The 25963-nt window shown below is 37.5% G+C and carries 21 protein-coding genes; 10 read left to right on the plus strand and 11 right to left on the minus strand.

Annotated features, from left to right (window positions below):
* Positions 1-164: 164 nt before the first annotated feature.
* The 3 genes from guaA to HNP36_RS02950 all read left to right on the plus strand — a co-directional run bounded on the left by guaA (position 165) and on the right by HNP36_RS02950 (position 3862).
* Positions 165-1694, plus strand: coding sequence for a glutamine-hydrolyzing GMP synthase (gene guaA / locus HNP36_RS02940; protein ID WP_184160585.1), 1530 nt, complete (start codon positions 165-167; stop codon positions 1692-1694).
* Positions 1695-1793: 99 nt separating this feature from the next.
* On the plus strand, positions 1794-2285 hold the full coding sequence (locus HNP36_RS02945) for a hypothetical protein (protein ID WP_184160583.1): 492 nt from the start codon (positions 1794-1796) through the stop codon (positions 2283-2285).
* A 68-nt stretch (positions 2286-2353) separates the two neighbouring features.
* On the plus strand, positions 2354-3862 hold the full coding sequence (locus HNP36_RS02950) for a carbon-nitrogen hydrolase family protein (protein ID WP_184160581.1): 1509 nt from the start codon (positions 2354-2356) through the stop codon (positions 3860-3862).
* Positions 3863-3935: 73 nt separating this feature from the next.
* Here HNP36_RS02950 and HNP36_RS02955 read toward each other — a convergent pair whose 3' ends face one another.
* Positions 3936-4100 (minus strand): hypothetical protein, encoded by a 165-nt coding sequence (locus HNP36_RS02955; RefSeq protein WP_184160579.1) that lies wholly within the window; start codon positions 4098-4100, stop codon positions 3936-3938.
* A gap of 316 nt (positions 4101-4416) precedes the next feature.
* On the opposite strand from HNP36_RS02955, the gene HNP36_RS02960 reads away from it, so the two are divergent.
* Positions 4417-6066, plus strand: coding sequence for an ABC1 kinase family protein (locus HNP36_RS02960; RefSeq protein ID WP_184160577.1), 1650 nt, complete (start codon positions 4417-4419; stop codon positions 6064-6066).
* A 178-nt stretch (positions 6067-6244) separates the two neighbouring features.
* The gene (locus HNP36_RS02965; RefSeq protein WP_184160575.1) at positions 6245-7597 is read left to right on the plus strand and encodes a DEAD/DEAH box helicase; all 1353 of its coding nucleotides are present in this window, start codon (positions 6245-6247) and stop codon (positions 7595-7597) included.
* Positions 7598-7630: 33 nt separating this feature from the next.
* Here HNP36_RS02965 and HNP36_RS02970 read toward each other — a convergent pair whose 3' ends face one another.
* The 8 genes from HNP36_RS02970 to HNP36_RS03005 form a co-directional block, all read right to left on the minus strand.
* On the minus strand, positions 7631-8599 hold the full coding sequence (locus HNP36_RS02970; protein WP_184160573.1) for a tetratricopeptide repeat protein: 969 nt from the start codon (positions 8597-8599) through the stop codon (positions 7631-7633).
* A gap of 8 nt (positions 8600-8607) precedes the next feature.
* On the minus strand, positions 8608-9264 hold the full coding sequence (locus HNP36_RS02975; RefSeq protein ID WP_184160571.1) for a GDSL-type esterase/lipase family protein: 657 nt from the start codon (positions 9262-9264) through the stop codon (positions 8608-8610).
* 66 nt (positions 9265-9330) lie between these two features.
* Positions 9331-9795, minus strand: coding sequence for a lipocalin family protein (locus HNP36_RS02980; RefSeq protein ID WP_184160569.1), 465 nt, complete (start codon positions 9793-9795; stop codon positions 9331-9333).
* 216 nt (positions 9796-10011) lie between these two features.
* A complete protein-coding gene (locus HNP36_RS02985; protein WP_184160567.1) occupies positions 10012-11175 on the minus strand; it encodes an iron-containing alcohol dehydrogenase in 1164 nt (387 codons plus the stop codon).
* Positions 11176-11438: 263 nt separating this feature from the next.
* Positions 11439-11975, minus strand: a complete 537-nt coding sequence (locus tag HNP36_RS02990; RefSeq protein ID WP_184160565.1) for a hypothetical protein — start codon at positions 11973-11975, stop codon at positions 11439-11441.
* 70 nt (positions 11976-12045) lie between these two features.
* Positions 12046-14253, minus strand: a complete 2208-nt coding sequence (locus HNP36_RS02995; protein WP_184160563.1) for a DUF11 domain-containing protein — start codon at positions 14251-14253, stop codon at positions 12046-12048.
* 300 nt (positions 14254-14553) lie between these two features.
* Positions 14554-15159: a hypothetical protein gene (locus tag HNP36_RS03000; protein ID WP_184160560.1), complete on the minus strand. Its 606-nt coding sequence runs from the start codon at positions 15157-15159 to the stop codon at positions 14554-14556.
* Positions 15160-15197: 38 nt separating this feature from the next.
* Complete coding sequence (locus tag HNP36_RS03005) at positions 15198-15602, minus strand: hypothetical protein (RefSeq protein WP_184160558.1); 405 nt, start codon at positions 15600-15602, stop codon at positions 15198-15200.
* A gap of 167 nt (positions 15603-15769) precedes the next feature.
* On the opposite strand from HNP36_RS03005, the gene HNP36_RS03010 reads away from it, so the two are divergent.
* Positions 15770-18304, plus strand: a complete 2535-nt coding sequence (locus HNP36_RS03010; protein WP_184160556.1) for a phosphoenolpyruvate carboxylase — start codon at positions 15770-15772, stop codon at positions 18302-18304.
* Between the two features lie 155 nt (positions 18305-18459).
* On the opposite strand, the gene HNP36_RS03015 is transcribed toward HNP36_RS03010, so the two are convergent.
* Positions 18460-20064: a S8/S53 family peptidase gene (locus HNP36_RS03015; RefSeq protein WP_184160554.1), complete on the minus strand. Its 1605-nt coding sequence runs from the start codon at positions 20062-20064 to the stop codon at positions 18460-18462.
* A gap of 86 nt (positions 20065-20150) precedes the next feature.
* Here HNP36_RS03015 and HNP36_RS03020 point away from each other — a divergent pair, with 86 nt between their 5' ends.
* The 4 genes from HNP36_RS03020 to HNP36_RS03035 all read left to right on the plus strand — a co-directional run bounded on the left by HNP36_RS03020 (position 20151) and on the right by HNP36_RS03035 (position 23296).
* Complete coding sequence (locus HNP36_RS03020) at positions 20151-21275, plus strand: DegT/DnrJ/EryC1/StrS family aminotransferase (RefSeq protein ID WP_184160552.1); 1125 nt, start codon at positions 20151-20153, stop codon at positions 21273-21275.
* Between the two features lies 1 nt (position 21276).
* Positions 21277-21729, plus strand: coding sequence for a hypothetical protein (locus HNP36_RS03025; RefSeq protein ID WP_184160550.1), 453 nt, complete (start codon positions 21277-21279; stop codon positions 21727-21729).
* A gap of 17 nt (positions 21730-21746) precedes the next feature.
* A complete protein-coding gene (gene galE, locus HNP36_RS03030) occupies positions 21747-22766 on the plus strand; it encodes a UDP-glucose 4-epimerase GalE (protein WP_184160548.1) in 1020 nt (339 codons plus the stop codon).
* Between the two features lie 77 nt (positions 22767-22843).
* Positions 22844-23296, plus strand: coding sequence for an adenylyltransferase/cytidyltransferase family protein (locus HNP36_RS03035; protein WP_184160546.1), 453 nt, complete (start codon positions 22844-22846; stop codon positions 23294-23296).
* 40 nt (positions 23297-23336) lie between these two features.
* On the opposite strand, the gene HNP36_RS03040 is transcribed toward HNP36_RS03035, so the two are convergent.
* Entirely contained in the window at positions 23337-25892 is a 2556-nt protein-coding gene (locus HNP36_RS03040; RefSeq protein ID WP_184160543.1) for a TonB-dependent receptor domain-containing protein, read from the minus strand.
* Positions 25893-25963: the final 71 nt, after the last annotated feature.

Genomic DNA, 25963 nt, shown 5'->3' on the forward strand with positions numbered 1-25963 from the left:
AAATCACGAAAAAAGATTTGGAACATCTCCAAGTCTTTTTTTGTAACACAGTGAATTAGCAATAGGCTTTAAGCTATAGGCAGTAAGCTAAGACACAAAGAAAAAAGCCTGCTGCTTATAGCTTAAAGCCTGAAGCTTATCATTAATCAATTATCATTTATAAAATGAACAACGGTATTATCATATTAGATTTCGGATCACAGTACAACCAGCTTATCGGAAGAAGAATCCGTGAGATGGGAGTATATTCTGAAATTCTCCCTTTCAATACACCTTTACAGGATATTCTGGCAAGACAGCCAAAGGGAATCATCCTTTCCGGAGGCCCCAGCTCTGTAAATGCAGAAAACGCGCACCTGGTAGAAAAAGAACTTTACGAGCAGGGAGTTCCTGTTTTGGGAATCTGCTACGGAATGCAGCTCACAGCCCATCTTTTAGGTGGAAAAGTTAACAAAGGAGAGAAAGGAGAATATGGAAAAGCCCATTTGGAAATCATTAAGGAAAGCTCTTTATTAAAAGGTGTTACTCAGAATTCTATCGTATGGATGAGTCACTTTGATGAAGTAGGAGAGCTGCCTGCAGGTTTTGAATTAAATGCAAAATCGGGTGTAATAGCCTCTATTTCCAACGAAGACAGAAAAATCTACTGCGTTCAGTTTCACCCTGAGGTTTCTCATACAGAAGAAGGTGGAAAGATGCTTGAAAACTTTGTTTTCGGGATCTGTAATGCTGAGAAAAACTGGAAACTGACCAATTATATTGAAAAAACAGTTGAAGAAATCCGGGAAAAAGTAGGAAACAACCAGGTGATCCTTGGACTTTCAGGAGGCGTGGATTCTTCAGTAGCTGCAGTTTTAATTCATAAGGCCATCGGCGATCAGCTAACATGTATCTTCGTTGATACCGGTCTTTTGAGAAAAGATGAAGGCAAAAAAGTAATGGATCAGTATGGAGAACATTTCCATATGAACATTAAAATGGTGGATGCCAAAGAAAGATTCCTTTCAAAACTGGCTGGAATAGACGATCCTGAACAGAAAAGAAAGATCATCGGAAACGAGTTTATCCATGTTTTTGATGAAGAATCCCACAAGATAGAAGGAGCTAAATTCCTTGCCCAAGGTACAATTTATCCTGATGTTATCGAAAGTCAGTCTGTAAACGGGCCATCTGCCGTGATCAAGTCTCACCACAACGTAGGCGGACTTCCTGAAGACATGGAATTCGAGCTGTTAGAGCCTTTAAGAGAGCTTTTTAAAGACGAAGTTAGAAAAGTAGGTGAAGAGTTAGGTATTCCACATCATTTGGTATACAGACACCCTTTCCCGGGCCCAGGTTTAGGAATCAGAGTGTTGGGAGCTGTAGATGCTGAAAAGGTGAGAATCCTTCAGGAAGCAGACGATATTTTCATCGAAGAACTATACAAAAACGATCTTTACGAAAAAGTATCCCAGGCTTTCGTTGTTCTTCTTCCTGTAAAGTCAGTAGGAGTAATGGGAGACGAAAGAACTTACGAATACACGGCTGTAGTCCGTTCCGCCAACACCATCGATTTTATGACGGCAACGTGGAGCAGACTTCCTTACGAATTTTTAGATACTGTTTCCAGCAGAATCATCAACGAAGTAAGAGGAATCAACAGAGTGGCTTATGATATTTCAAGCAAACCGCCTGCAACTATTGAGTGGGAGTAGTACACTTGAATTTTAAATACAAATCCTGCCTTTCGGCGGGATTTTTTTATTGAACTTTAAATTAAAATTATTAACTTAGTAAAAACTAAAATAATATCCATGATTACAAAACACATTTCAGCACTAAAGGTTGATGTAGATCCTACAAAAAAAGAACTACTAAAAGAACTTGATCAATATAATTTTGAGCATGTCGCAATTAAAGCTTCTCAAGAATGGCCAGAATTAGATTTAGAAGAATTAAAAAATGAAGGTTTAGATCAATTAAGACGTTATTATGCAATGAGAATAATATACGGAAAAGGTAAAATGGTAGCATTACCTTTAAAAGTAGATCCTTTGGCGCATGTACACGTTCTTTATACAAAGGAATATAGAGATTTTTGTGATCATTTTTTTGGTGAATTTTTTGATCATTGGCCATGTGATAGAAATGATAAAGAACATATGGAGTGGATTGGAGAAGGTTATAAAGATACTTTAATAAGAATGGATGAAATTTTTTCTGATAGAGATCAAAAATGGTGGCCAGAATTAAAAGGAAGTAATTTTGATGAGGTTTGCTGTGGCTGCCAATGTAGAGGAATTTAGTTTAATATATATAAGAATTAAATAAAAGCTCCATTTGGGGCTTTTTTGTTAAAATAAAATTACATCCAATGCAAATAGAAACAAGAGCCCTGACCCTTCAGGATTATGATGAACTGGTAATAACAATGAAACGCGCCTATCCGCAGATGTCCGAATCTATTTGGTCCAAAAAAAGCATAGAAAAACTCACGAAAATATTTCCCAAAGGTCAGATCTGTATTACAGTAGACGGAAAACTGGCTGCTGTGGCACTTTCCATTATTGTGAATTATGACGACTTCGGGGACGATCATACTTATGTGGATATTACAGGAAACTATACATTCAATACCCATTTGTCTACAGGGAATGTCCTTTACGGGATAGAAGTTTTCGTAGATCCCGAATTTCGTGAACTGCGTCTGGGAAGAAGATTATATGATGCCAGGAAAGAACTGTGCGAGCAGCTTAACCTCAAGTCCATCATTCTGGGAGGAAGAATTCCGAATTATCATAAATACAGTGACGAGCTTTCCCCAAGAGAATATATCCGCCGCGTAAGAGACAAGGAAATTTATGATCCCGTGCTGTCTTTCCAGCTTTCCAATAACTTCCTTCCCATAAAGATTCTCAAAAAATACCTTCCCGAAGATGAATCATCACTTGAAAACGCTGTATTGCTGCAATGGAATAACATCTATTACAGCAAGAAACCGAATACCATGCAGGACAGCATTATCCGCCTCGGGCTTGTGCAGTGGCAGATGAGGCATTTTAAAAATATTGATGCTTTCTATGAACAGGTAGAATTTTTTGTCAATGTAATGGGCGATTACAAATCAGATTTTGTTCTTTTTCCGGAACTTTTCAATACACCGCTTTTGGCACCGTTCAATAAGCTTTCTGAAAGAGACAGTATGATAGAACTGGCCAAATTGAGTGAGGAGATCAAAAATAAAATCTCCGAACTGGCCATCAGCTACAATGTTAATATTATCTCAGGAAGTATGCCTGTTTTTGATAGTGACCATAACGATTTGTACAACGTAAGCTATCTGCTGCACCGTGATGGCCGCATCGATGAATACCGCAAAATTCACATTACACCTAATGAAAGAAAATACTACGGAATGAAAGGCGGAAACGAGATCAGAGTTTTTGATACCGACTGCGGAAAAATAGGCCTTGTCATCTGCTATGATGTGGAATTTCCGGAGTTACCGAGGATTCTTGCCGATCAGGGCATGAAAATTCTGTTCGTACCTTACCTTACCGATACTCAGAATGCCTATATCAGGGTGCGTCACTGTGCAGCTGCAAGAGCTATTGAAAATGAATGTTATGTTGCCATCGCCGGTTGCGTTGGAAACCTTCCGGGAGTAAACAATATGGATATCCAGTTTGGGCAGGCTGCCGTATTTACCCCTTCAGATTTTGCTTTTCCATCCAATGCGGTAAAAGGTGAGGCCACTCCCAATACCGAAATGACGCTTATCGTAGATGTAGACCTTAATCTGTTAAAAGACCTTCACCACAACGGCTCCGTACAGGTAATGAACGACCGAAGAAAAGATCTTTATGAAACCTATCTTAAGTAAGTATTCAATTAAAACAGTGTATAAAGACAAAAAGAGCAGAATTAATCTGCTCTTTTTTTAGTAGGTTCATTTTTTATGCATATTGAGGGCAGATCACCGCCGGGCAGATCAGTCTCGGGCATCTTGGTCTTCCGTCTGTAGGACAGCATTGGTTGGAACAGTTTCCGTTAATGATACCGCTTCCCGAAATTCCTTTTAATTGCTCTCTTGAAAGTTTGCTGTTACGTAAATTTTTCATTTTGTAATATTTTTAGGTTAGTTTGAATTTGATAAGGATAAAGATAAAAAAATCATTTAAATAATGTTATGAATAGTATTTTTTTCTTCATAAGATGTTCTTAGTGTCTATAAATACCAGAAAAAGAATGAATAGTGGGTTTATAATAAAAACCTTTCTGTAGCTGTATTTTCACAAAAAAAGATTCATCATATTAAAATTTCTGATGTTCAGATAAAATTATGTATCCTTTTTGATCATTGCATGGCTATTCAGATAAAATAAATAGCAATAGGAACAATTTTTGGAGTAATTTGCATCAACTATTTAGAAATATATGTTTGACAAACAGCAAAGAAAACTGAAAAGATCAGCCAGGCTTATTTCCGTACTCAGTAAATACGGGTTTAAGGATATGCTGGCAAGGATGAACACGGGAAATAAAAATGAAACAATTTCTGTTGATCCGGATGAGGTTATTTCTAAAGGAACGGTATATGAAAGGATCAGGCTGGTGCTGGAAGAGCTTGGCCCTACGTTTGTAAAATTGGGACAGACATTCAGCAACAGGGAAGATCTGCTTCCGCCGGAACTGATTCAGGAGCTGCAGAAACTTCAGGATAAAGTGGATACCGTAGATATGGATGTGGAAGAAATTCTGGAAAATGAATTCAATATATCTGTCAAAGACCATTTTCAGGAAATTCAGAGAGAACCTTTAGCCACTGCATCTATTGCACAGGTTTACAAAGCTGTTTTACTCAATGGGAATCCTGTGATCCTCAAACTTAAAAAACCGGATGTACAGGCCGTTATTGAAGATGATCTGCTTCTCATCAAAGACCTGGAGAAACTGGTTTCCGCCTACTCTGAAATTGGAGAAAAACTTAATCTGAAACAGGCCATTTCCACTTTTGAGAAATCCTTACTGGAAGAAGTTTCCCTGATCAACGAGAAAGAAAATATCCTACATTTTGCCCGGAATTTCAAAAACAATAAAGAAACCTATGTTCCAAAGATCTATGAAGAATATTCCAACAACAATATTCTCTGCATGGAATTTATCGATGGGATTAAGGTAACTGATAAAGCCACTCTTTTAGCCCATAATATTGATCCTGTAAAAGTCTCTGAAGTAGGGTTGAGGCTGTTCGTTTCCCAGATCCTGGATTATGGTTTCTTTCACGCAGACCCGCATGCCGGGAATATTTTAGTGAAAAAAGACGGAAAAATTGTTTTCATTGATTTTGGTGCGGTAGGGAAGATACAGCCCAATGATAAGGAAATCCTTGAAAGTCTTATCGTAAGTTTTGTCGCTAAAAATTCGCATAAAATTGTCCGTCACCTCAAAAAAATGGCAGTCAGTTACGAAATACCAGATGAAAGAAGATTTGAAAATGATGTGGAAGATATTTTGAACTTCGTTCACAGCTCGTCATTACAGGATATCAATGTTCAGGTGATCATCAATAAAATGAAAGATATTTTAAAGGATAACAGGCTTCATATGCCGGATTATTTCTATCTTTTATTTAAAGGAATCAGCCTGATAGAAGGGGTTGGAAGAACAATCAATCCTGATCTGGATATCGTAAAAAGCCTTCATCCCTATACCAGAAAAATCCTGACCAAAAAGATTAAGCCGAAGAATCTTTTAAAAACAGGTATGGACCGGATGATGAATTTCACAGATAATGTGGATGAAATTCCCAAAGAGCTCAGATCCGTGCTGCAAAAACTGGATGATAACAAATTTACCGTATCCAGCGAAATCAAAAACATTGAAAAGACCAACCAGCTGATCAAATCAAGCGTAATCAACCTGATCTTAGCCATGATCCTCGGAGCTAATATTATTGCGACGGCTATAGTTTTTGTCTCAGAATCCGGGCCAAGAATAGGGGAACTGTCTTTGGTTGCGGTTTTAGGCTTTGTATTTTCAGTAGTATTGGTTCTCGTACTTTTACTGAGAGTGACCAGGAAGTGATATTTTTGTTACGTGTTACGTGTTACGTGTTACGTGTTACGTGTTACGTGTTAAGGGTGGAAATTGATGACAAAAAATTACATTTTTGTTCACCAGGATTTATAGCTTAACCCAATGCCCCGAAACTCGAAACCCGCATCCGGCACAACCTCTCAATTTAAATACTTATCTTTGCACCATGGAAAAACTCACTTTTGCGGATTTTGACCTGCCGGTCAGAATTCTTGATGTTTTGGCGGATCTGGAATTATTTGAACCTACACCTATCCAGGAAAAGAGCTTAGGCCCTATACTTTCCGGGAGAGATGTAATGGGAATTGCACAGACCGGAACAGGAAAAACATTAGCTTACCTTCTGCCTGTTCTTAAAACATGGAAATACAACAAAACCGGGAATCCTACTGTTTTGGTTCTTGTTCCTACCAGAGAACTGGTGGTTCAGGTAACTGAAATCCTTGAAAAGCTGACAGAAAATATTACCGCAAGAGTAATCGGAATATACGGAGGGAAAAATATCAATACACAGAAACTGTTATTTAACAATGGATGTGATATTCTGGTAGGAACTCCGGGAAGGGTAATGGACCTTGCCATCGACAATGCCATTTCACTGAAAGAAGTACAGAAACTAATCATTGATGAGTTTGATGAGATGCTGAACTTAGGTTTCAGACCACAGCTTACCCATATCTTCGAAATGATGAAGCCGAAGAGACAGAACATTCTTTTCTCGGCCACAATGACGGAAGCTGTAGATGAAATGCTGGATCAGTACTTTGCCAATCCGATAGAAATTTCACTGGCAAAATCAGGAACTCCGCTGGAAAAGATAGAGCAGACTGCATACAAAGTTGAGAATTTTAATACAAAGATTAACCTTCTTGAACATTTGCTGAAGAATAATGAAGATATGTCCAAGGTGCTGATCTTCACGAATAATAAGAAGAATTCGGATCTTTTATTCTCTAAAGTTGATGAACTTTTCCCTGAGCAGTTTGATGTGATCCACTCAAACAAATCCCAGAACTACAGGCTTAAAGCCATGAAAAAGTTTGAAAATGAAGAGATCAGAGGATTAATTACCACCGATGTAATGGCCAGAGGTCTTGATATTTCCAATATTACCCACGTAATTAATTTTGAAACCCCTGATATTCCTGAACAGTATATCCACAGAATCGGTAGAACGGGTAGGGCAGATAAAGACGGTAAAGCAATTACTTTCGTCACTAAAAAAGAAGAAGCTTCCATCCTTGATATTGAGTTGCTGATGGATAAAGATCTTAAGTTTAATGAGTTCCCTGCAGAGGTAAAAATAAATCCTAAAAAAATCGCTTCCGAAGAAGATGTGATTATAATGAAAAACCCGGCACAGGTAAAACTGAATGAAGGTGGCGGAGCTTTTCACGAGAAAAAGGATAAAAACAAGAAAGAGAACTGGGGAGGACCATCAAAAAGGAAAGCGCCCAAGAAATTTGGAGCGAACAGAGCCCAACAGAAAGCGATATCAAAATCTAAGAAAAAGAAATAATAAAAAAAAACTCCCGATCCGGGAGTTTTTTTATTAAAACTGCATATTATTTTTTTTCAGGATTTCTTTAAACTTTTCAATTTTGCCTTTTTCCTTCATGTTTTTATAGATAAGCGACATCATAGTTTCTGCATCTGTTCTGTAAGGAGACTTTTGTTCAGTATAAATTCTATAGGCTTTACAGATATAATCCAATGCTTTTTCATCGTCTTTCATCCCTGAAAAATACACCTGCCCGATTCCGTAATACATTTCAGGATCGCCGGGATATACTTTTTCTAAAGCTAAATAAGCATCGATAGCCTTCTGGAAATCATTCTTGTAAACATAAACCAGTGGGATATTCTGTAAAGGCATTTTTCCTTTAGGGTCTATTTCAAGAGATTTTTTGTAGGCATCAAGAGATTTATCATATTCGCCTGTTCTTCTGTAATTAATGCCCAGGTTGTCCCAGGCATAAATAAATTGCGGATCTTTTTTTACCGCCTGCAGCCCATTTTGAATGGCTTCCTTCCAATCTTTTTTTTGTGAAGCTTCCAAGGCTTTATGATAAAATTCCAAAGCAGCCGGATCTTTTGAAAGCCCTTCTGTTTTGGTCTCAGATATCATGGCTGCATGTCTCACAGACGTACAATTTTCCATAAGATAACGCTCAAGCTCATTATAACTTTCCATGTACTGCTGGGAGTTTTTATCTGTATTGAAAGTGAGATTTACCTGCTTTTTGCCATTTACTTCAGGTGCATCTTTCTTTAAAGTTTCAACGCTTCCCATTAATACTCCGAGCTGCATTGCCCCTGCAGATTTATCAATACAATCATGTACATCTTTTAAAATGTCTTTTTTATCCCGGTTAAACAATGCAATTGAATCTGTGCATTTACAGGCTTTATCAGACAGTTCCCGGATAAGTTCTTTTTTGTCAAATCCTTTATCTTTTTGTCCAAAAACCAGTGAACAAATAAAAACCGGAATTAGAATGGTTATTCGTTTTTTTATCATTTTTTATATTATTTCATGTAAGGTTTCATTACTTCCGCCCAGATTTTATAGCCTTCCGGTGTCAGGTGAAGCATATCTTCCACAAAAAGATCCCTTCTCACATTCCCGTTGGAATCTTCCATGGCTTTTGTAATATCAATAAATTCTGAATTGGCTTCTTTTTTCATAAAAGCAGCAATTTTTTTATTTGTTTCTTGCATCTGAGGCCACAGGATTTCGCGGCTCGGCGAATATTTTATGGAAATATAATCTACTTCAATATTCGGAAATTTTTCACGGATCTTTTTATAGAATGTCTTAAATCTCTTTACCACTGCTTTGGCTTTCAGTTTATGGTTATCTGCAAAATCATTATCACCACAGTAAATAATAATCTGTTTAGGGTGATAAGGACTTAAAAGATCATCAGCAAAATCATTCAGATCTGTCATTCTTGAACCTCCAAAACCTCTGTTAATAATGGTTTTATCTGGGAAATAGCTGTCAACATCCGTCCATCTTGTAAAAGAAGAGCTTCCTATTAAAAGGATGGCGTCTTTTGGAGGAGGGGTTTCCTGGTCAATTTTTTTGAAATTCTGAATGTCCTGCCAGAACATGGGCTTTTTTTCCTGCGAAAAGGACAGGATAAAATACAGCAATAGAAATGCTGAAAAAATCTTCTTCATTATAATCAATTTTAAAATATCTGATAAATGTAATAAAAAACTCCCGATAAAATCGAGAGCCAGTATTTATCTTTTGTAGCTTACATAGGTAAGATCAGCAATACCATCACCATTCTGATCGGAGGTTCCAAATAGATGTGCCAGTTTCAGGTCATGGCTTGTAAGGACTTCCACTCTGTACCATCTTTCAGTATCATTGTCATTTTTGATGCTTAACAGCTTAGACTCTTCAGTATAGGTATACTTGCCTTCGGTTATTCCGGCCTGTATGCAGTCAGCAGCGGTGGTTCCGGCATAAAACGTATAGCTTGTATAATAATCACTTCTGAAATGCAGAATGTTTTTAGCTTCACAAGCAGAAGGTGTTTCAGTCTTAATTACTGTTTTATTGTCCTTTCCGGAAATAGTTTCTATTTTGCTCACCTTCCAGTCTCCGCTCATCATTTCGAGTTCATAAGCTTCGATATTGTCATCTTTACAGGAAGTTAGTGCCAGAGCTGAAAAGGCAAATAAAAGTAGCTGTTTTTTCATTTTCACAAATTTAAGAATATGCTAAAATATAAATAAATTTGAAATATTTATAATGAAATCACGCTTTTTTAAACGAATGTTTATAAATAAAGGAGTTTTATAGATGTTGGGATGCGAGGTACGGGTTTCGGGCTTTAAAAACCAGATAATAAACTGTTAAAACCAGTCATTATAAACTCTAGCACTTCGAATCTCGAAACCCGCACCCAGCATCTGTTAATAACTCATCTCCACAATCTTGTAAGCATCCTGGGGTGTCAGTTTTTTATATTCTCCCAGGCCGGACCATTTTCGGTCTGTAAATGCTTTTTCTACTCTTTCGGCAGTACCTTTGTAATCTCCGGTATATTCGGAAAGTTTGGTTTTGATGTTCAGGCTGTGGAAAAACTCTTCCATTTTTTTGATACCCAATTCCGCTTTTTCTTCAACCGTTCCGTCTTTGATTCCCCAGACTCTTTCAGCATATTGGGCCAGTTTTCCTTTTTTTGTTTCAAAATTATAACGGTAGTGGGAAGGGGCTATGACAGCCAGTGTTCTTGCATGGTCTATTCCGAAATAAGCAGTCAGTTCGTGTCCCATGGCATGTACCGCCCAGTCGGTAATCACTCCTTTCTGGATAAGTCCGTTCAGAGCCATTGTACAGCACCACATAAAGTTTCCGGCAGCATCATAATCAAAATCATCAGCCAGAACTTTTGGAGCGGTCTCCTGAAGGCTGATCAGGATGCTTTCTGCAATTCTTTCCTGAAGATCCGCAGAAGAAGGTGCCGTCATATATTGTTCTAAAACATGGGTATAGGCATCTGTAATACCGTTGACGATCTGGTTTTTAGGAATTGTTCTGATTACTTCAGGATCTAAAACCGAAAACTGAGGAAAAAGTCCCGGTCCGCCTGAAGATAATTTCTCATTGGTTTCTCTTCTCGAAATTACATAGCCTGAATTCATTTCTGAACCTGTTGCAGGTAACGTAAGGATACTCCCGAATGGCATTCCTTCACCTTCAAAAGTTCTCACAGAGTTTCTAAGAATATCCCACGGTTCACCGGTATAATTGGCTGCTGCTGAAAGGAATTTTGTCCCGTCAATAACAGATCCGCCACCTACGGCAAGAAGATAATTGATGTTTTTTTCTTTGATAAAGCTTAAAGCGTTCAACAGCACTTCGTATTCAGGATTCGCAGGAACACCCCCGAATTCATAAAGATCATGATCTTTCAGGGCTTCCTTTACCTGATCGTAAACGCCATTGTTTTTGATGCTTCCGCCACCGTAAATCATCAGTATTTTAGCATCTTTTGGAATCTCACGGGAAATTTTAGCGATTTCACCTTTTCCGAAAAGTATTTTTGTTGGATTTTTAAACTCGAAATTAAGCATTGTTCTAAATTTATTTGATTCAAATTTACGGAATGAAAAAAGAAAATTGAGTTAATGAAATTTTAAATTTAAAATGATTGAATGTGATGAAAACTATTGAAATTCTGCTAAAATATAAAGATAGTACTGCTTGTTTTTTTATTTATAATGTAGACTGATAAATTCTTTAGCTTTACAAAAATTATCTGTTGCACTTCTATTGTTAAACTGAAGCCGGTTATTTTCATAAAAAAACCTTCAATAAAGAAGGTTTTAATTTAATATTATGGTTTCCAGAAGGTCCAGACTTTTCCATTATAGACGGCCAGCTGTTTTTTTACGGTATCATAAGCCATCATGCCTGCGCTGGGGTCAATGATATTTAAATGTGGACTAGCAACTTTAGGCAGAACCATTGCTTTGTTGTTATCGGCAAGTACCAGTATCCCTTTTGTCGTATCTGTTCCATCATCTGCAGTAATGATAGAAACTTTGGCTCCCGGCTGCTCCGCTCTGTCACTAGCCTGAATGTTGAAATCTGTGTTGCCTGTATTGCCTGTTGTATCAACGCTCAGATCAAACCATGTATTGGTGTCTTTTAAATATTTTACTTTATAGTCTGACATGTCAAAAAGAAGGGTTCCGTTTTCTGTAATTCCTGTTTTATCTGTAACATAGGGAAGTAACAGACCTTTATTTTCATTATCTCCAAACTGCAGCGATACAGAAGCATTACTTACGGATTCTCTGCTTATTCCAATTTGGGCTGAAATCAGATCAGCTGCCAAAAAAACTCCTGTTAGTATTATATTTTTTATCATTTTTTATTTTTTTAGTGAGAACTGAGAGCCTGGCTGGTTGTTTCATATTCAGGCTCTCAAAATTTATTATTTAATCCGGACAGGTCTGTGTAGTAATACAGAACCATCCAAAAGTAGTTCCTCCATCTTGTGAAGTGTACATTTTTAAGCATTTGTTTGTCGTGTCATACACCATCATTCCCTCTACAAAATCTGAAGGCTGAATGCCTACAGGATTTCCAGATGCAAAAGCTATTCTGTTGACAACAAATCCTTTTGTTCTTGCTTCAAGAGCCAGCCATGCACCTTTACGCACCGCAGGCCAGTTATCTGAGCTCTGGGCTCCGGTTCTTTGTAATGAGGTAATTCCCACTTTACTGATCAGTGCCGGATTTCCTGCTGTAGAAGCAATTCCTGATCTGTAGCAGCTTCCAGTAACTGTAACGGTAAGTCTTGCGGTTGTACAGTTAGTACATGAATTGGTTGTGCTGCCGTATGCCGTATAATAACAGTAGCTGTAATCGAGCGTATAAACACCTGAAGGTGTTCCTAAAGGTATATTTACGCTTCCATCTGCATTCAGTACCAGAGCACCCGGAACAGATTGGGAAACCATAGTCACTTTTGTATTCGGGTGGCTGTTTAACGAAGCAGGCGATACGCCGTTCAGAACATCATTGGTAAGAACATTGATGATGTTGTTTCCTGCTTGTGCAGTAACACTATCGTTATTCGCCGTAATATTGTCCAGTGGTGTAACATATACAGTAGTCATATCTATTGTATTATTAGCTGTATTCCCTTCAGTTACAGGCCCTGAAACGGTAGCATTTCCTATAAACTGGATATTTCCCGGGTTCTGTCCTACTTGATAGGTAAGAGTAATGGTGGATGAAGCACCGCCGGTACCCAAGGTTGGGATAGTCCATTTTCTGGCGCTATTGTCATAAGTTCCGGATGTAGCGGTATAAGACTGGAAGATATATGAAGCCGGGTCTACATTTGCTAATATTGCAGTTACAGGATTACTTTCCTGAGCTCCTGAATTGGTTACAGTATAGGTTAATGTAAAGGTGTCTCCTTTTTTTACGCAGGCACTGCTTACTCCGCCATAGGTTATGGCCAGATCTGGACATGAAGTATTAATTGAAATTGGTCCTCTTCGAGAAGTACATCCATTAACAGTATCAACATATTCTGCAGTATAACCACTTGCTGCTGCAACATTGGTAGGATCTGCAACAGGATTGCCGGAAGGATCATAATAAAGCAATGCGATGTTACTTCCCAAAGTTGAAAGAGCCGGGCCGTTGTAGAGGCTGGTAAGATTTACGCTGGCACCTGCACAGATTGATTTATTGGAGAATGATGGAGCAGTTGTAGGTGCATTACATGCGAAGATAATATCACTTGTACTGGTAAATACGCCGGGAGTAGTGCCGAAGTTCATAGATATTCCAAAAGAGTTATCTACACCACCAGTAGAGTAAATAGTGTTATTGAAAGTAGCATCACTACCTAAATCAGTACCTAAGTTGTTCCAATCTGCGGAATAGTATCCTGACCATGGTATTCCGGACTTATATTTAAAAGCTTCATAATTTGCCCCATTACGGGCACCCACTATATAATAAGGCGCAGCACCGGTTACAAAGCCCGGTTCAGGTTGCATAGCCAGATAACTATTCATGGAGTGAGCAAGGCTTATAGGAGCTGTATTGCCTGCAGGAATTTCAACTCTATAGTCTACTGTAAGATAATTATTAGGAATGGTATAAGAATATTTGACATTCAAATAATAGGTAAGACCGCCTGTTACTGCACTAAGACGGATATCTAAGGCCTGTGTGTTTCCTGATGTAGAACAGGTATTGGAAACTACAGTCAGGTATCCTGCATCAGTGTTTCCTGTTACATTGTAGCTAGAGGTCATAATATCTTTTGATCTGTAATATTTATTTCCTATAAACAGTAGCAGACCATCTGATGGTAACGTATTGGGAGCGTTATATGGGCTTCCATTCGCTGGTCCATAAAGCCAGAATTGGACTCCCCCATTTTTAGTTACCTGTATGTTGCCGGCACCGGATATGAAGGTTAGGATTCCGGTTGTGGCCGAATACCCGCCACTAACGTTCAGCACAGTGACATCATTGAAATTAGTGTCTGTACATGATTGCGAATAAAGATTTGAAGAAAAGAAGAAGGATAGAATAATTATTAGCAGAGAGATAGGCCTATATTTTTTTATAAAACCTATTTGGGCACGTTTATAGTGCAGAGTAAATTTTTTTTGCATAGAATGTATTTTTTGAGCAGCTAAACTATTAATTATTTTCCCTTTTAGGTGAATTTCAAGACCTTACAAAATATATCCTAAGGCCTTACAAAATGTATTTTGAGGCCTTACACAGATATTACATTTTAGAAGTAGAGGGATATTTATTGTTTGTATTAAGTTGAATAATATATATGGTTTTCAACGTTCTAACAATTACAATAAATAATTATGTAATGATTCTTAATAGTTTAAAAAAATCAGCTTATCAATTTTATCGCAGGTAAAATCCTTGCGCCTTAGTGCTTTCAAAAAATCCAGTTACAAAGAGATACAGTTTTCATCCTTCGCATACACTCCATTATTTTTTGCTTCCAGTTTTCCGGTTTTCCTGTTAATCTTTATGAAATAAGATTCTTTAATTTCCGGGCAGCCTTTAAACTTGGATGCGTATAAAGAGATATGTCTGTCCTCAATTTTATAGGAGCCACCCAGTTTATTGCTGGTATCAACTGTGAAACCATATGTTTTTGCCAGTAAAATAGCTTCCGGAAGATTATCAACTGTTCCGATAAAATCTCTCAGTTGCTTTTCATTCGAAAAATATACGGATCTGTCGTTCTTACAGGCAAGGATATATGAAAAACATTTTTCTCCGATACATTTCTGAAAAAAACCTCTCTCAGGAACAGGTTCGTTGATCGTCATGAAGTCCGGCATCTGGCTTTCGTAGATTACGGCTTTTTCGGGATCGGGATCATTGGTGAGAACCCTCCAGTACCCATATTCTTTATCCGGAACAATGAATGGGTATAAATACTCTGTAGTGTCAAGAATATCCGGGATTTTTTTGAAATCGGTTGGAATTGTATTTTGGGAAAGTAACAAACCCGGTATCAGAAAAGAAATGATCGGAATAATCTTCATAATTATTATTTTCTTAAATCGTATTAAGACTGTGTAAGCTACTGCAGTACAATTTTATAATATCCTTTTTCGTCTGTCACATCAATACCTATTCCTGTAAATGTTAATTTATTGATCTGAAAACCGTCACAGCCTCCTTTAAATTCTGACGACTGTATTGAAAAATAAAAAGCTTTAACATTAGAGTAGAAATTGTATTTTTTTGTACCATTATAAGCCCCGACATTTTCTAAAATAACCATATCATCAGATGTTTTGGTTAACTGTATCTCAGCCTGATTTTCATCTTTGATAGAATAGGCGGTAAGCGTTCCATTGGTGATGAGGTTTTCATCACTGGAATTAACGAATTTAAAAGCTATCGTCTGAGGAGCATTATAGCAATCTTCACCACAGGCTGTGAAAATAAAAGTCATTAAAACGAATATGAATATATTTTTCATGGGATGCTGATTAATTTCTGTGAAAAGTAAAATTAATCATTAAACTGATGCATTCAAAATTATAATAGCCCTGAATTAATCCTGAGAAAGAATATTAAATACATAATTGATGAATTTTTAAAAGAAACACCATTTGAATTCAAACCAAAATCCATTACATTTGTTATATGATACACGACCAACGAGCAGAAAAATTCAGGCAGATCGTGGAGAATAAGTTCCAGATCTACAATTCATTATTTATGAGCCTGCCTTATGATAAAATGACCAATATCGGGATGCTTCTCCCGTTCCTTTACGAAGAAAGCCGGAACGGATATGATGAAGGCAAAACCCCTGAGGACATTCTTGAAGAATTCTTTAAAAACCATACCGATCTCAAAACGGAAGAACAGAAAATAGAGCTTCTCTTTAAGATCATTCAGTACATTGAAAGACAGGTAGTTTTATTCGACAGTATTGAAGATGCAGCATTTCCCAGCCTGCACTCTGAAAGTGATAACGGAACCGTAACCAATCTTTTTGAGCGTTCTTACCAGGACCACAAACTTGAAAAGGTACGTGAGAAACTGAAAGATTTTACAGTAAAAGTAGTATTTACGGCACACCCGACCCAGTTTTACCCAAGTTCGGTGCAGAGGATTATTCAGGATCTGAGAGGGGCTATTACCAGCGATTCCGTTACCCAGATCGATATGCTTTTGCAGCAACTGGGAAAAACACCTTTCGTTAATAAAGAAAAACCAACCCCGATTGATGAAGCCCTAAGCATTATTTCCTATTTAAGATATGTTTATTACGATACAATCGGAGAGCTGTTTACCAAGATTAAAAAGACCTTCGAAAATGGACATTCCCATCTTCATGAAGATATCATTCAGCTTGGCTTCTGGCCGGGCGGAGACAGGGATGGAAATCCGTTTGTAACAGCTGATGTTACCAAAAGAGTGGCAGAAGAGCTTCGTTCCGCAATCCTGAAATCTTATTACAGCCATTTGAAATTTATCAGAAGAAGATTAAGTTTCAGAGGAGTTTCCGAAGTATTGACACAATTGAGTGATGAGCTTTACGGAGCTATCTTTAACGGGAAAATGATCACAGCAAAAGATATTCTGAAAAGAGCGGACGAAGCTGAAAAAATACTGGTAAATGAGCACAATTCCCTGTTTTTGGACCTTCTTGTGAATTTCAGAGACCGTGTGAAAATTTTCGGAACCCATTTTGCAACTTTGGACGTCCGCCAGGACAGCAGGATTCATCAGAAAGTGATTGATGAAGTTTTTGCAAAAGTATACGGCAATACCGAGGCAGATGAAGCAGAGAAATTCAATAAGCTGATCCAGCTTGGTGAAAAAGTTAATGCAGATCAGTTTGAAGATATCGTTAAAGATACATTACTGACAGTTTCACAGGTTGCCGAAATTCAGAATCTGAACGGTCACAGAGGCATGAACCGCTATATTATTTCGAATTCCGATGCCGTAAAAGATGTTATGAACGTATATGCATTTTTTAAAATCTGCGGTTACCAGGATGAAGAGATCAAAATGGATATTGTCCCGCTTTTTGAAACAATGGAAGGCCTTGCCAATGCAGAAAATGTAATGAACGAGCTTTATCAGAATCCTGTTTATAAAAAGCATCTTGAAAGCAGAGGAAATCAGCAGACAATTATGCTCGGCTTTTCAGACGGTACGAAAGACGGAGGATATCTGAAAGCAAACTGGGAAATTTATAAGGCTAAAGAAGTCTTAACTAAACTTTCCGTTCAGTATGGAATTAAAGTAGTATTCTTTGATGGAAGAGGCGGGCCACCGGCAAGAGGAGGCGGGAAAACCCACGATTTCTATGCTTCACAGGGAAATACCATTGCCAATAATAAAATAGAACTGACGATACAGGGACAGACAATCACAAGTATTTTTGGAAATAAAGAACAGGCTAAATATAATTTTGAACAGCTTCTAACCGCCGGAGTTGAAAATGACGTCTTTAAAAATTCTAAAAAAGATCTTACAGAAAAAGAAAGAAAACTGATTGCAGAACTTGCTGATATCAGTTATCAGAAATATTCGGATTTGAAAGCCCACCCTATGTTTGTTCCTTACCTTCAGGAAATGAGTACCCTGGAATATTACGGTAAAACAAATATCGGAAGCCGTCCATCCAAAAGAGGGAATGGTAGCGAACTGAAATTTGAGGATTTGAGAGCAATCCCGTTTGTAGGTTCATGGTCACAGCTGAAACAGAACGTTCCGGGATTTTTCGGATTCGGATATGCTATGCAAAAGATGAAAGAGCAGGGAAGGATGGATGAAGTAAAGGAATTGTACAAAGGTTCAGATTTCTTTAAAACCTTAGTTCTGAACTCAATGATGAGTATGAACAAATCTTATTTTCCTCTTACCTATTACATTAAAAACAATCCGAAATTCGGTGCATTCTGGAATATACTTTTTGATGAATATGTTCTTTCAAGAGATATTATGCTTGAACTTACAGGATTCAAAATGTTACAGGAAGAAGATCCTTTATCCAGAAAATCAGTAAAGATACGTGAGAAGATCGTACTCCCATTACTGAGTATCCAGCAGTATGCGCTGATGAAGATCCAGAAAGGAGAAGGAAATAAAGAAGCCTATGAAAAGCTGGTGACAAGATCATTGTTTGGAAATATCAACGCGAGCAGAAACTCAGCTTAGATTTATTTAAACCATAGCTTTTAAAATTAAAGATGCTTCGACTACGCTCAGCATGACATTTCTAATACTAACTGTTTTATTTAACAGCATATTTGTAGCTATGTCATGCTGAGCGAAGCCGAAGCATCTCAATTAATAATTACAGGAATTTATATTTATTCCTTGATAAACTTATCATAAAAAACATTATTCTTTGCCTGAATTTTAAGATAATAGGTTCCTTTCGGAAAATCTTCCACTTTTATGGATTGTTGTCCGTTAATTTTTCTGATTAGCTTTCCTAAATTATCATAAACTTCCAATGACAAAATTTCAGCTTCAGAAGCAACATTCAAAATATTGGTGACAGGGTTTGGGAAAATGGCAAATTTTTCTTTTTTTACAATTTCAGAAGTATTCAATACCTGATTGTAAAGGTTTCCAAAATTAAGGATACCATAGCCCATCTGATCGGTGTGACCTGGATAAAGTGAGGCTGTCTGCCGTAATTTTGTTCTCATCTGTTCCCTTTCCATCGAAGGAAAAGCCTGAATGAAACAAGCTACACCGCCTGCTGCAATTGGTGTTGCAATAGATGTTCCGTTCACTGAGGCTAAAGTACTGTTGGTAACCGTTGCAGATGCAGTTCCCCTTGCACTTCCATCAGGCTTTACCACGCCAAGTGAATTAGGACCGTAAGAAGAAAATCCTGAAGAGCTTCCTGCTGAATCCACTGATCCTATAGTGAATACCTTAGCGTTATCTGCAGGAGTCATAATGTAATGCCACGGCTGTAATCCTGAATTTCCTGCTGCTGCAAGAACAAAAATTCCTTTGTTGGCAGCTATTTCAGCGGCTCTGGCAATAAAAGAAGTGGTTCCGTTCATATCCGAATAGGTATAACTGTACCGGGAATCATCAAAAACATTGTATCCAAGGGAGGATGTAATGATATCAACACCTTTTCTGTCTGCTTCTTCAGCCGCTTCTATCCAGTATAATTCTTCTTCCGGAATTTCACCAACGGCATTTTCGCTGCGGTAAAGATAAAAATCAGCATCCGGAGCAGATCCTACAAATGTATTTTCGATATAGCCTCCGATTGCTCCCAGCACAGCAGAACCATGATTGCTGATAGAAGTACTGTACACATTGGTTGTCTTGGTCACAAAATCATAAACGGCTTTGATATGGTTGTTGCTGCGTAGCCTTTCAAAAGCAGAGCCGGTATCTACATAAGGAAAACCGGCATCGATAACCGCAATTGAAATTCCTGTTCCGGTAAATCCGGCAAGATGAAGAGGCCTTATATTGATCTGGTCGATCTGTGCAGAACCCGACCCGTAATCAAAAACAGTTTGTGTCTTTTGAGTCTCAGATGAGGTATTCCATTTATTTTCATGTGTTGTTTTAGGAATAGAAGTGGCATTTTTTGCAAAACGCCCTACCGACTGTACATAAGGCTGTGCCTGTAGTATTGTAATCTGTGCCGGGGTTGCATTTACAGCCGCTCCGTTAAGCCATTTGGAATAATCTGTAACGGTAAAGCCCAGGTTCTGAAGATTCTGGATATAAGATGGTTCGATAGGGGCATCCTGATCATTTAATGTAATGCCCAGCGAAGTACGTCTGTTAAGGGATTTTTGAGTCAGTTCTGAAAGTGGATTAGCATAAAAAGCTGCTTTATTCGGTTTGCCTGTAAAATAAACAAAAACAAGCTCCGTCTGTGCATTTACTGCTGAGTAACCCGCTAGAAGACAAAAGAGTAAAAGTTTTTTCATAAACTTATTTTTTATAAAGATAAAACAAAATCAATAAAATTTTTGATAGGATTTTAAATTCCTTATTTTTACACAAATATTTATTTATGAAAAAAATTCAGATGGTTGACTTACAAAGTCAGTATTACAAAATAAAGAATGATGTAGATAATGCAGTTTTAAATGTAATGGATTCCGCGGCTTTTATCAACGGCCCCGAAGTAAAGTCTTTCCAGAATGAATTGGAGTCTTATTTAGATGTAAAGCATGTGATCCCGTGTGCAAACGGAACGGATGCTTTGCAGATTGCACTGATGGCTTTAGACCTTAAAGAAGGGGATGAGGTGATCACTGCAGATTTTACTTTTGCTGCTACAGTAGAAGTTATTCATTTGCTTAAACTGAAATCAGTACTGGTAGATGTAGATTACGATACATTCACAATTTCTACGGAGGAAATTAAAAAAGCAATCACTCCAAAAACAAAGGCAATTATTCCGGTGCATATCTTCGGGCAGTGTGCCAATATGGAAGAGATCCTGAAAATTGCGGAAGAGCACAATCTTTATGTTATTGAAGACAATGCGCAGGCCATTGGAGCACAGTATACATTTGCAGACGGAACAGAAAAATATGCCGGAACAATGGCAACCGTGGGAACTACTTCATTTTTCCCATCTAAAAATTTAGGCTGTTATGGTGATGGTGGAGCTATTTTTACCAATAACGATGAACTGGCACACCGTTTGAGAGGAATTGTGAATCATGGAATGTATGAGAGATATTATCATGATGAGGTGGGAGTGAATTCAAGATTGGATAGTATTCAGGCCGCAGTTTTAAGAAAAAAACTTCCTCATCTGGATTCTTACAACGAGGCAAGAAGAAAGGCGGCGGATTATTATGATGAAGCTTTTGCTGGGAATGCAGATATCCTTACTCCGAAAAGATCAGAAAGCTCAACACACGTATTTCATCAATATACTTTAAGAATCCTGAACGGAAAACGTAATGAACTTCAAAAATTCCTTACAGAAAAAGAAATTCCTGCGATGATTTATTATCCGGTGGCGTTGAGAAAACAGAAAGCATACTATCAGGAAAGTAACGATGCCGATTTTGTGAATACGGATAAGCTTTTGGATCAGGTAATTTCTTTGCCGATGCATACCGAATTGGACGAAGAGCAGTTGAAGTATATTACGGATGCTGTATTGGAGTTTATGAAATAAGATGGAAAAAAAAGTTTTCAAGTATAAAATAGTGAAAGTTGTTGTTATCATATTCAACTTCTTTTCTCTTTTGCTATTTGGTTTTGGAGCTTTTGATACATATAATCTCTTTAAAAGTGAACACGATAACACTTCTCCGGGAGAATATTTTGTATTTGTCTTGGCTTTACTAATTTGCTTATTAAGTTTTGTAAGCTTGATAATGGTTTTAATAAAGTCATCAAAAAGTATAAGAATCCTGAATATATTTTATGGATTTGTTGTCACATTGTTTTTGGCATCAATGCTAATACAGGTTTTTGAGACTACGGAAAAAGATACTCCATTATCCGATTATCTAATATTAGCTGGGCTTATTTGTACTTTTTCATTTTTAATTATACTTATCAATAAATATAAGTATAGACAAGTACAATATGAGAATATTGAAAATTTAGGAAAACACAACGATTAAAAATATTAAACAAAAAAATGGCAATACTTGTTACAGGAGGACTAGGATATATAGGTTCCCACACAGTAGTAGAACTGATAAACAACGGCTTTGAGGTGGTTATTGTGGACGATTTATCCAATTCAGAAAGGTTTATTTTAAATAATATAGAAGAAATTGCAGGTAAGAAGCCCGTTTTTTATCCTTTCGATTTAAAGAGAAGAGAACTCCTTACACAGGTTTTTGATGCTCATAAAATTGAGGGGTGCATTAATTTTGCAGCTTCCAAGGCAGTGGGAGAGAGTCAGGTGAAACCGGTAGACTATTATGAAAACAATTTATTTTCTCTTATTAATATTCTTCAGGAATTTAAAGAAAGAGGAATTTCCAATTTTATTTTCAGTTCTTCGTGCACGGTGTACGGACAGGCAGATAAAATGCCGATTGATGAAAACACACCCTTGAAGATGCCTGAAAGTGTTTACGGGAAAACAAAACAGATGGGAGAAGAAATCCTGATTGATTTTGCAAAAGCTTACAACAGAAAAATTTCTCTTTTAAGGTATTTCAATCCAATCGGGGCACACCCATCAGGAAAATTGGGTGAACTTCCACTGGGAGTTCCTAATAATTTAATTCCCTATGTTACTCAAACAGCAGCAGGAATCCGTGAGAAGCTAAGTATCTGGGGTGACGATTATGATACGGAAGACGGAACAGCGATCCGTGATTATATTTATGTTGTTGACCTGGCTAAAGCCCACGTAAGTGCCCTTAAAAAATTATTGCAGAGCAGTGATGAACCTGTAATTGATATATTTAATCTGGGAACAGGAAAAGGCTCATCTGTATTGGATGTGGTGAAAGCTTTTGAAACAGCTAATGATGTGAAGGTTTCTTACCAGATTTGTCCCAGAAGAGAAGGAGATATTACCATTGCCTATGCCAATGCTGATAAAGCTGAAAAAGAGCTTCACTGGAAATCTGAAACTTCATTGGAAGAATCTTTGAGAACAGTCTGGAAATGGCAGGAGTATCTTGATTCAAGGAACAACTAAAGAAGAATTTAAAAAGATTATAAATTTTTCTGCAATAGCCAATCAATGGTTATCGTGGAATTTTAATTGACACTATTATGAAAACACAAAAAATAGGTATTACATTTTCCTCATTCGATCTGCTGCATGCAGGACACATTAAAATGCTTGAAGAAGCTAAAACGGTATGTGATTACTTAATTGTAGGGCTTCAGGTTGATCCTTCGCACGATCGCCCGAATAAGAACAGACCCAGCCAGAGTATTGTAGAAAGATACATTCAGTTAAAGGCTGTAAATGCTGTAGACGAGATCATTCCTTATTACACGGAAGAAGACCTTCTCGATATTTTGAAATCATTTGTAATTGATGTAAGAATTATAGGAGACGATTATATGAACCGTGATTTTACAGGTAAACAATACTGTGAAGAGAAAGGAATTGAGATCTTTTATAACAAAAGAGATCACAGGTTTTCTACCAGCGACCTTAGAAGAAGAATCTATGAAGCTGAAAAAGAAAAGTTAGAAAGGGCTGAAGCCGTAAAATAAAAAAAATCCCGAAAATATTTTTCGGGATTTTTTATTTGTATTACATTGGGGCCTGCTGATCGTCGCCACTTGCATTGGAGTTAATATCCTTTTTCTTTTTAGGCTGTTCTACCTTCTCACCCTGTTTGAATCTGTAAGTCAGAGAAACTGAGAATTGCCTTGGCTGCCATTGCATATAAGAATCTCTTACGCTATTGGCTGTATATGTTGTAGATCTCATTGCTCTGGTATTGAAAATATCCTGAACGTTGAATGCTAAAGTTCCGTCGCCTTTCCAAATGGTTTTAGAAGCACCGAAACTGATGGCGTACATATCTTTTCTATCCTGATAAGCCGTTTTCTGGCCCCCTCTGTAGAATCCCTGCAGCTGGAAACTGAATGTTTTATCCACTTTAAACGTAGAAGAAAGTCTTGCTCTTGTAGAAAAGCCCTTACCATTAAAATCAGCAACAGCCTGAATAGGATTTCCATTTTTATCAAAGGTGTCATATAGTGTGCTGCCTTTTGTATTATAACCGAACAGGTCTACATTTCCTAAGAATTTCAACCAACTTGTTGCATCCCAGTTGAAGTTTAAATCCAAACCGAAACGGTCATCTGTACCCAGGTTAATTGGTTTTGTGTGAGATTCTATACGCTTCGGATCAATAATAACTCCATTTTCATCTGTAGCCAAAATATTATACACTAACATTTTTGTGTCATCAGTCTGATGTCTGTAATACAGTGTAGGGTTAATCGTAAATTTCTTTTTTGAAATGCTGTACCCAAATTCAAAAGAGTCTACATATGATGGATTAAGATCAATATTCCCGTCAAAAATATTTTGGTTATCATTATAACTAGGGTTAGGGATCATAAAGAATGATCTTGGGCGGTCTATTCTTCTGGTGTAGTTTAATAACAGCTGATTATCCTTCGCGAATTCATAACTTAAATATACGCTTGGGAATAGGTTATTATAATTTTTAGTCGTTACAATCCCATTTTTGCTTGGATCAAGGCTTAGGTAATTAATGTCTACATTCGACAATTCATCTCTTACACCCACCTGATAGCCTAATTTTCCGATTTTACTTTTGAATTGTAAATAAAAAGCATTAAAAGTCTCTTTATATGTTGCATCATAAGTGTATGGCTTAAGGAAATCTAATGGCTTTGTTGTGGTGCTTTCACGGACATCATTGCTGTAATCATTGGTATTGATATCAATTCTGTATCCTGCTTCTAATTTTGAATACTCACCAATAGGCAGCTCATAATCAGCTTTACCAATAACAGATTTGTTGATTGTATTTTGATTAATGATATCTTTCAAGTTATCAATAGTATCATCAATATTGGTATCGTTGTATGACCGGCTTCTCTGTAAACTTAATGATAATGATAAATTTTGTCCTTTATCATCAAATTTATGATCTAACCCAAAATCACCCTGAAAAGCCAGGTTGTTGTTTGTTCCGAAAGTATTTCTGTTTGAGGTATAAAAAGGATTTTTCAGAGGCGTATAACGATAATCAATATTTCCGAAATTTTCACTGTCAAAAGTTCTTACTGTTCCTGATGCGTTCACTGAAGTTTTTTCAGAAATATCATAAACAATACCTGCAGAAGCGTTGTAGTTGTTGTTTTTACTTTTAGTTTCAGCGTTGGTGTTTCTTTGTACCAAATCATCATCTAATATAGCATTGTTAAAATCATCATTATTTCTACTGGTATTTTTGGATTCCCTGTAACCACCTCCGCCATTTAAAAACCAGGTGAAATTTCCCTTTCTCCAGTTAAGATTGGCATTCAGGCTGGTTTGGGGAAGATAGCCTAACGCTCCAATAACACTACCGTTAAAACCCGTCTTTTTGCTTTTCTTTAAAATAATATTCAAAATACCCGCAGTACCGCTTGCTTCAAATTTAGAAGAAGGGTTGGTAATTACCTCAATTCTGTCGATCTGGTCTGCAGGAATACTTTGAAGCGCATTGGCACCATCATCAATTCCGAGCAGAGCAGAAGGCTTTCCGTTAATAAGGAATTTCACATTGGAGCTTCCTCTCATGGAAACAGTACCGTCAGTATCTACAGAAACAGAAGGAACGTTGGTAAGAACATCCTGTAGATTTCCCCCTTTACTTACAATATCCTGTGAAGGGTCGTAGGTCTTCTTGTCAAGCTCCACTTTATAAGGTTTTGTGGCTGCTGCAGTAATTACTACACCCTGTATTTCCTGAGTTTTGCCATCAAGAGTAGTTGCGGCTTCCGGCTGTATTGATAAAGCTCCAATATTTCCCGGGCCTGCAATGCTTTTATTGACTATGCTTTTTTTGTAGTCGATGGCTTCTACTGTAATGTCGTAATTTCCAGGTGCCAGTTCCAGTTTGTACTGTCCCTTTTCATCGGTAAGTACTGCATCGCTCAAAGTTTTGTTCGCTTTATTGCTGAACGTCACAGAAGCATAGGGAACCGGCTGGTTGTTTTTGTTGACAATCATTCCCGTAACGCCTGCTTTGTCCTGGGCAAATGCCATGGCAGCTGCCGAAAGTACAAAAGTAAGTGCTAACGTTTTTTTTGTGAAAATGTTGACAATTTCCGTCTGATTCATAAGGTATTTTTTGTGTAAAATCGTAAAGGTATAAGTCTTAATATTATGAAATCATTATTTGGGCCTGATTT

Source organism: Chryseobacterium shigense (genome assembly GCF_014207845.1).
GTDB lineage: Bacteria > Bacteroidota > Bacteroidia > Flavobacteriales > Weeksellaceae > Chryseobacterium > Chryseobacterium shigense_A.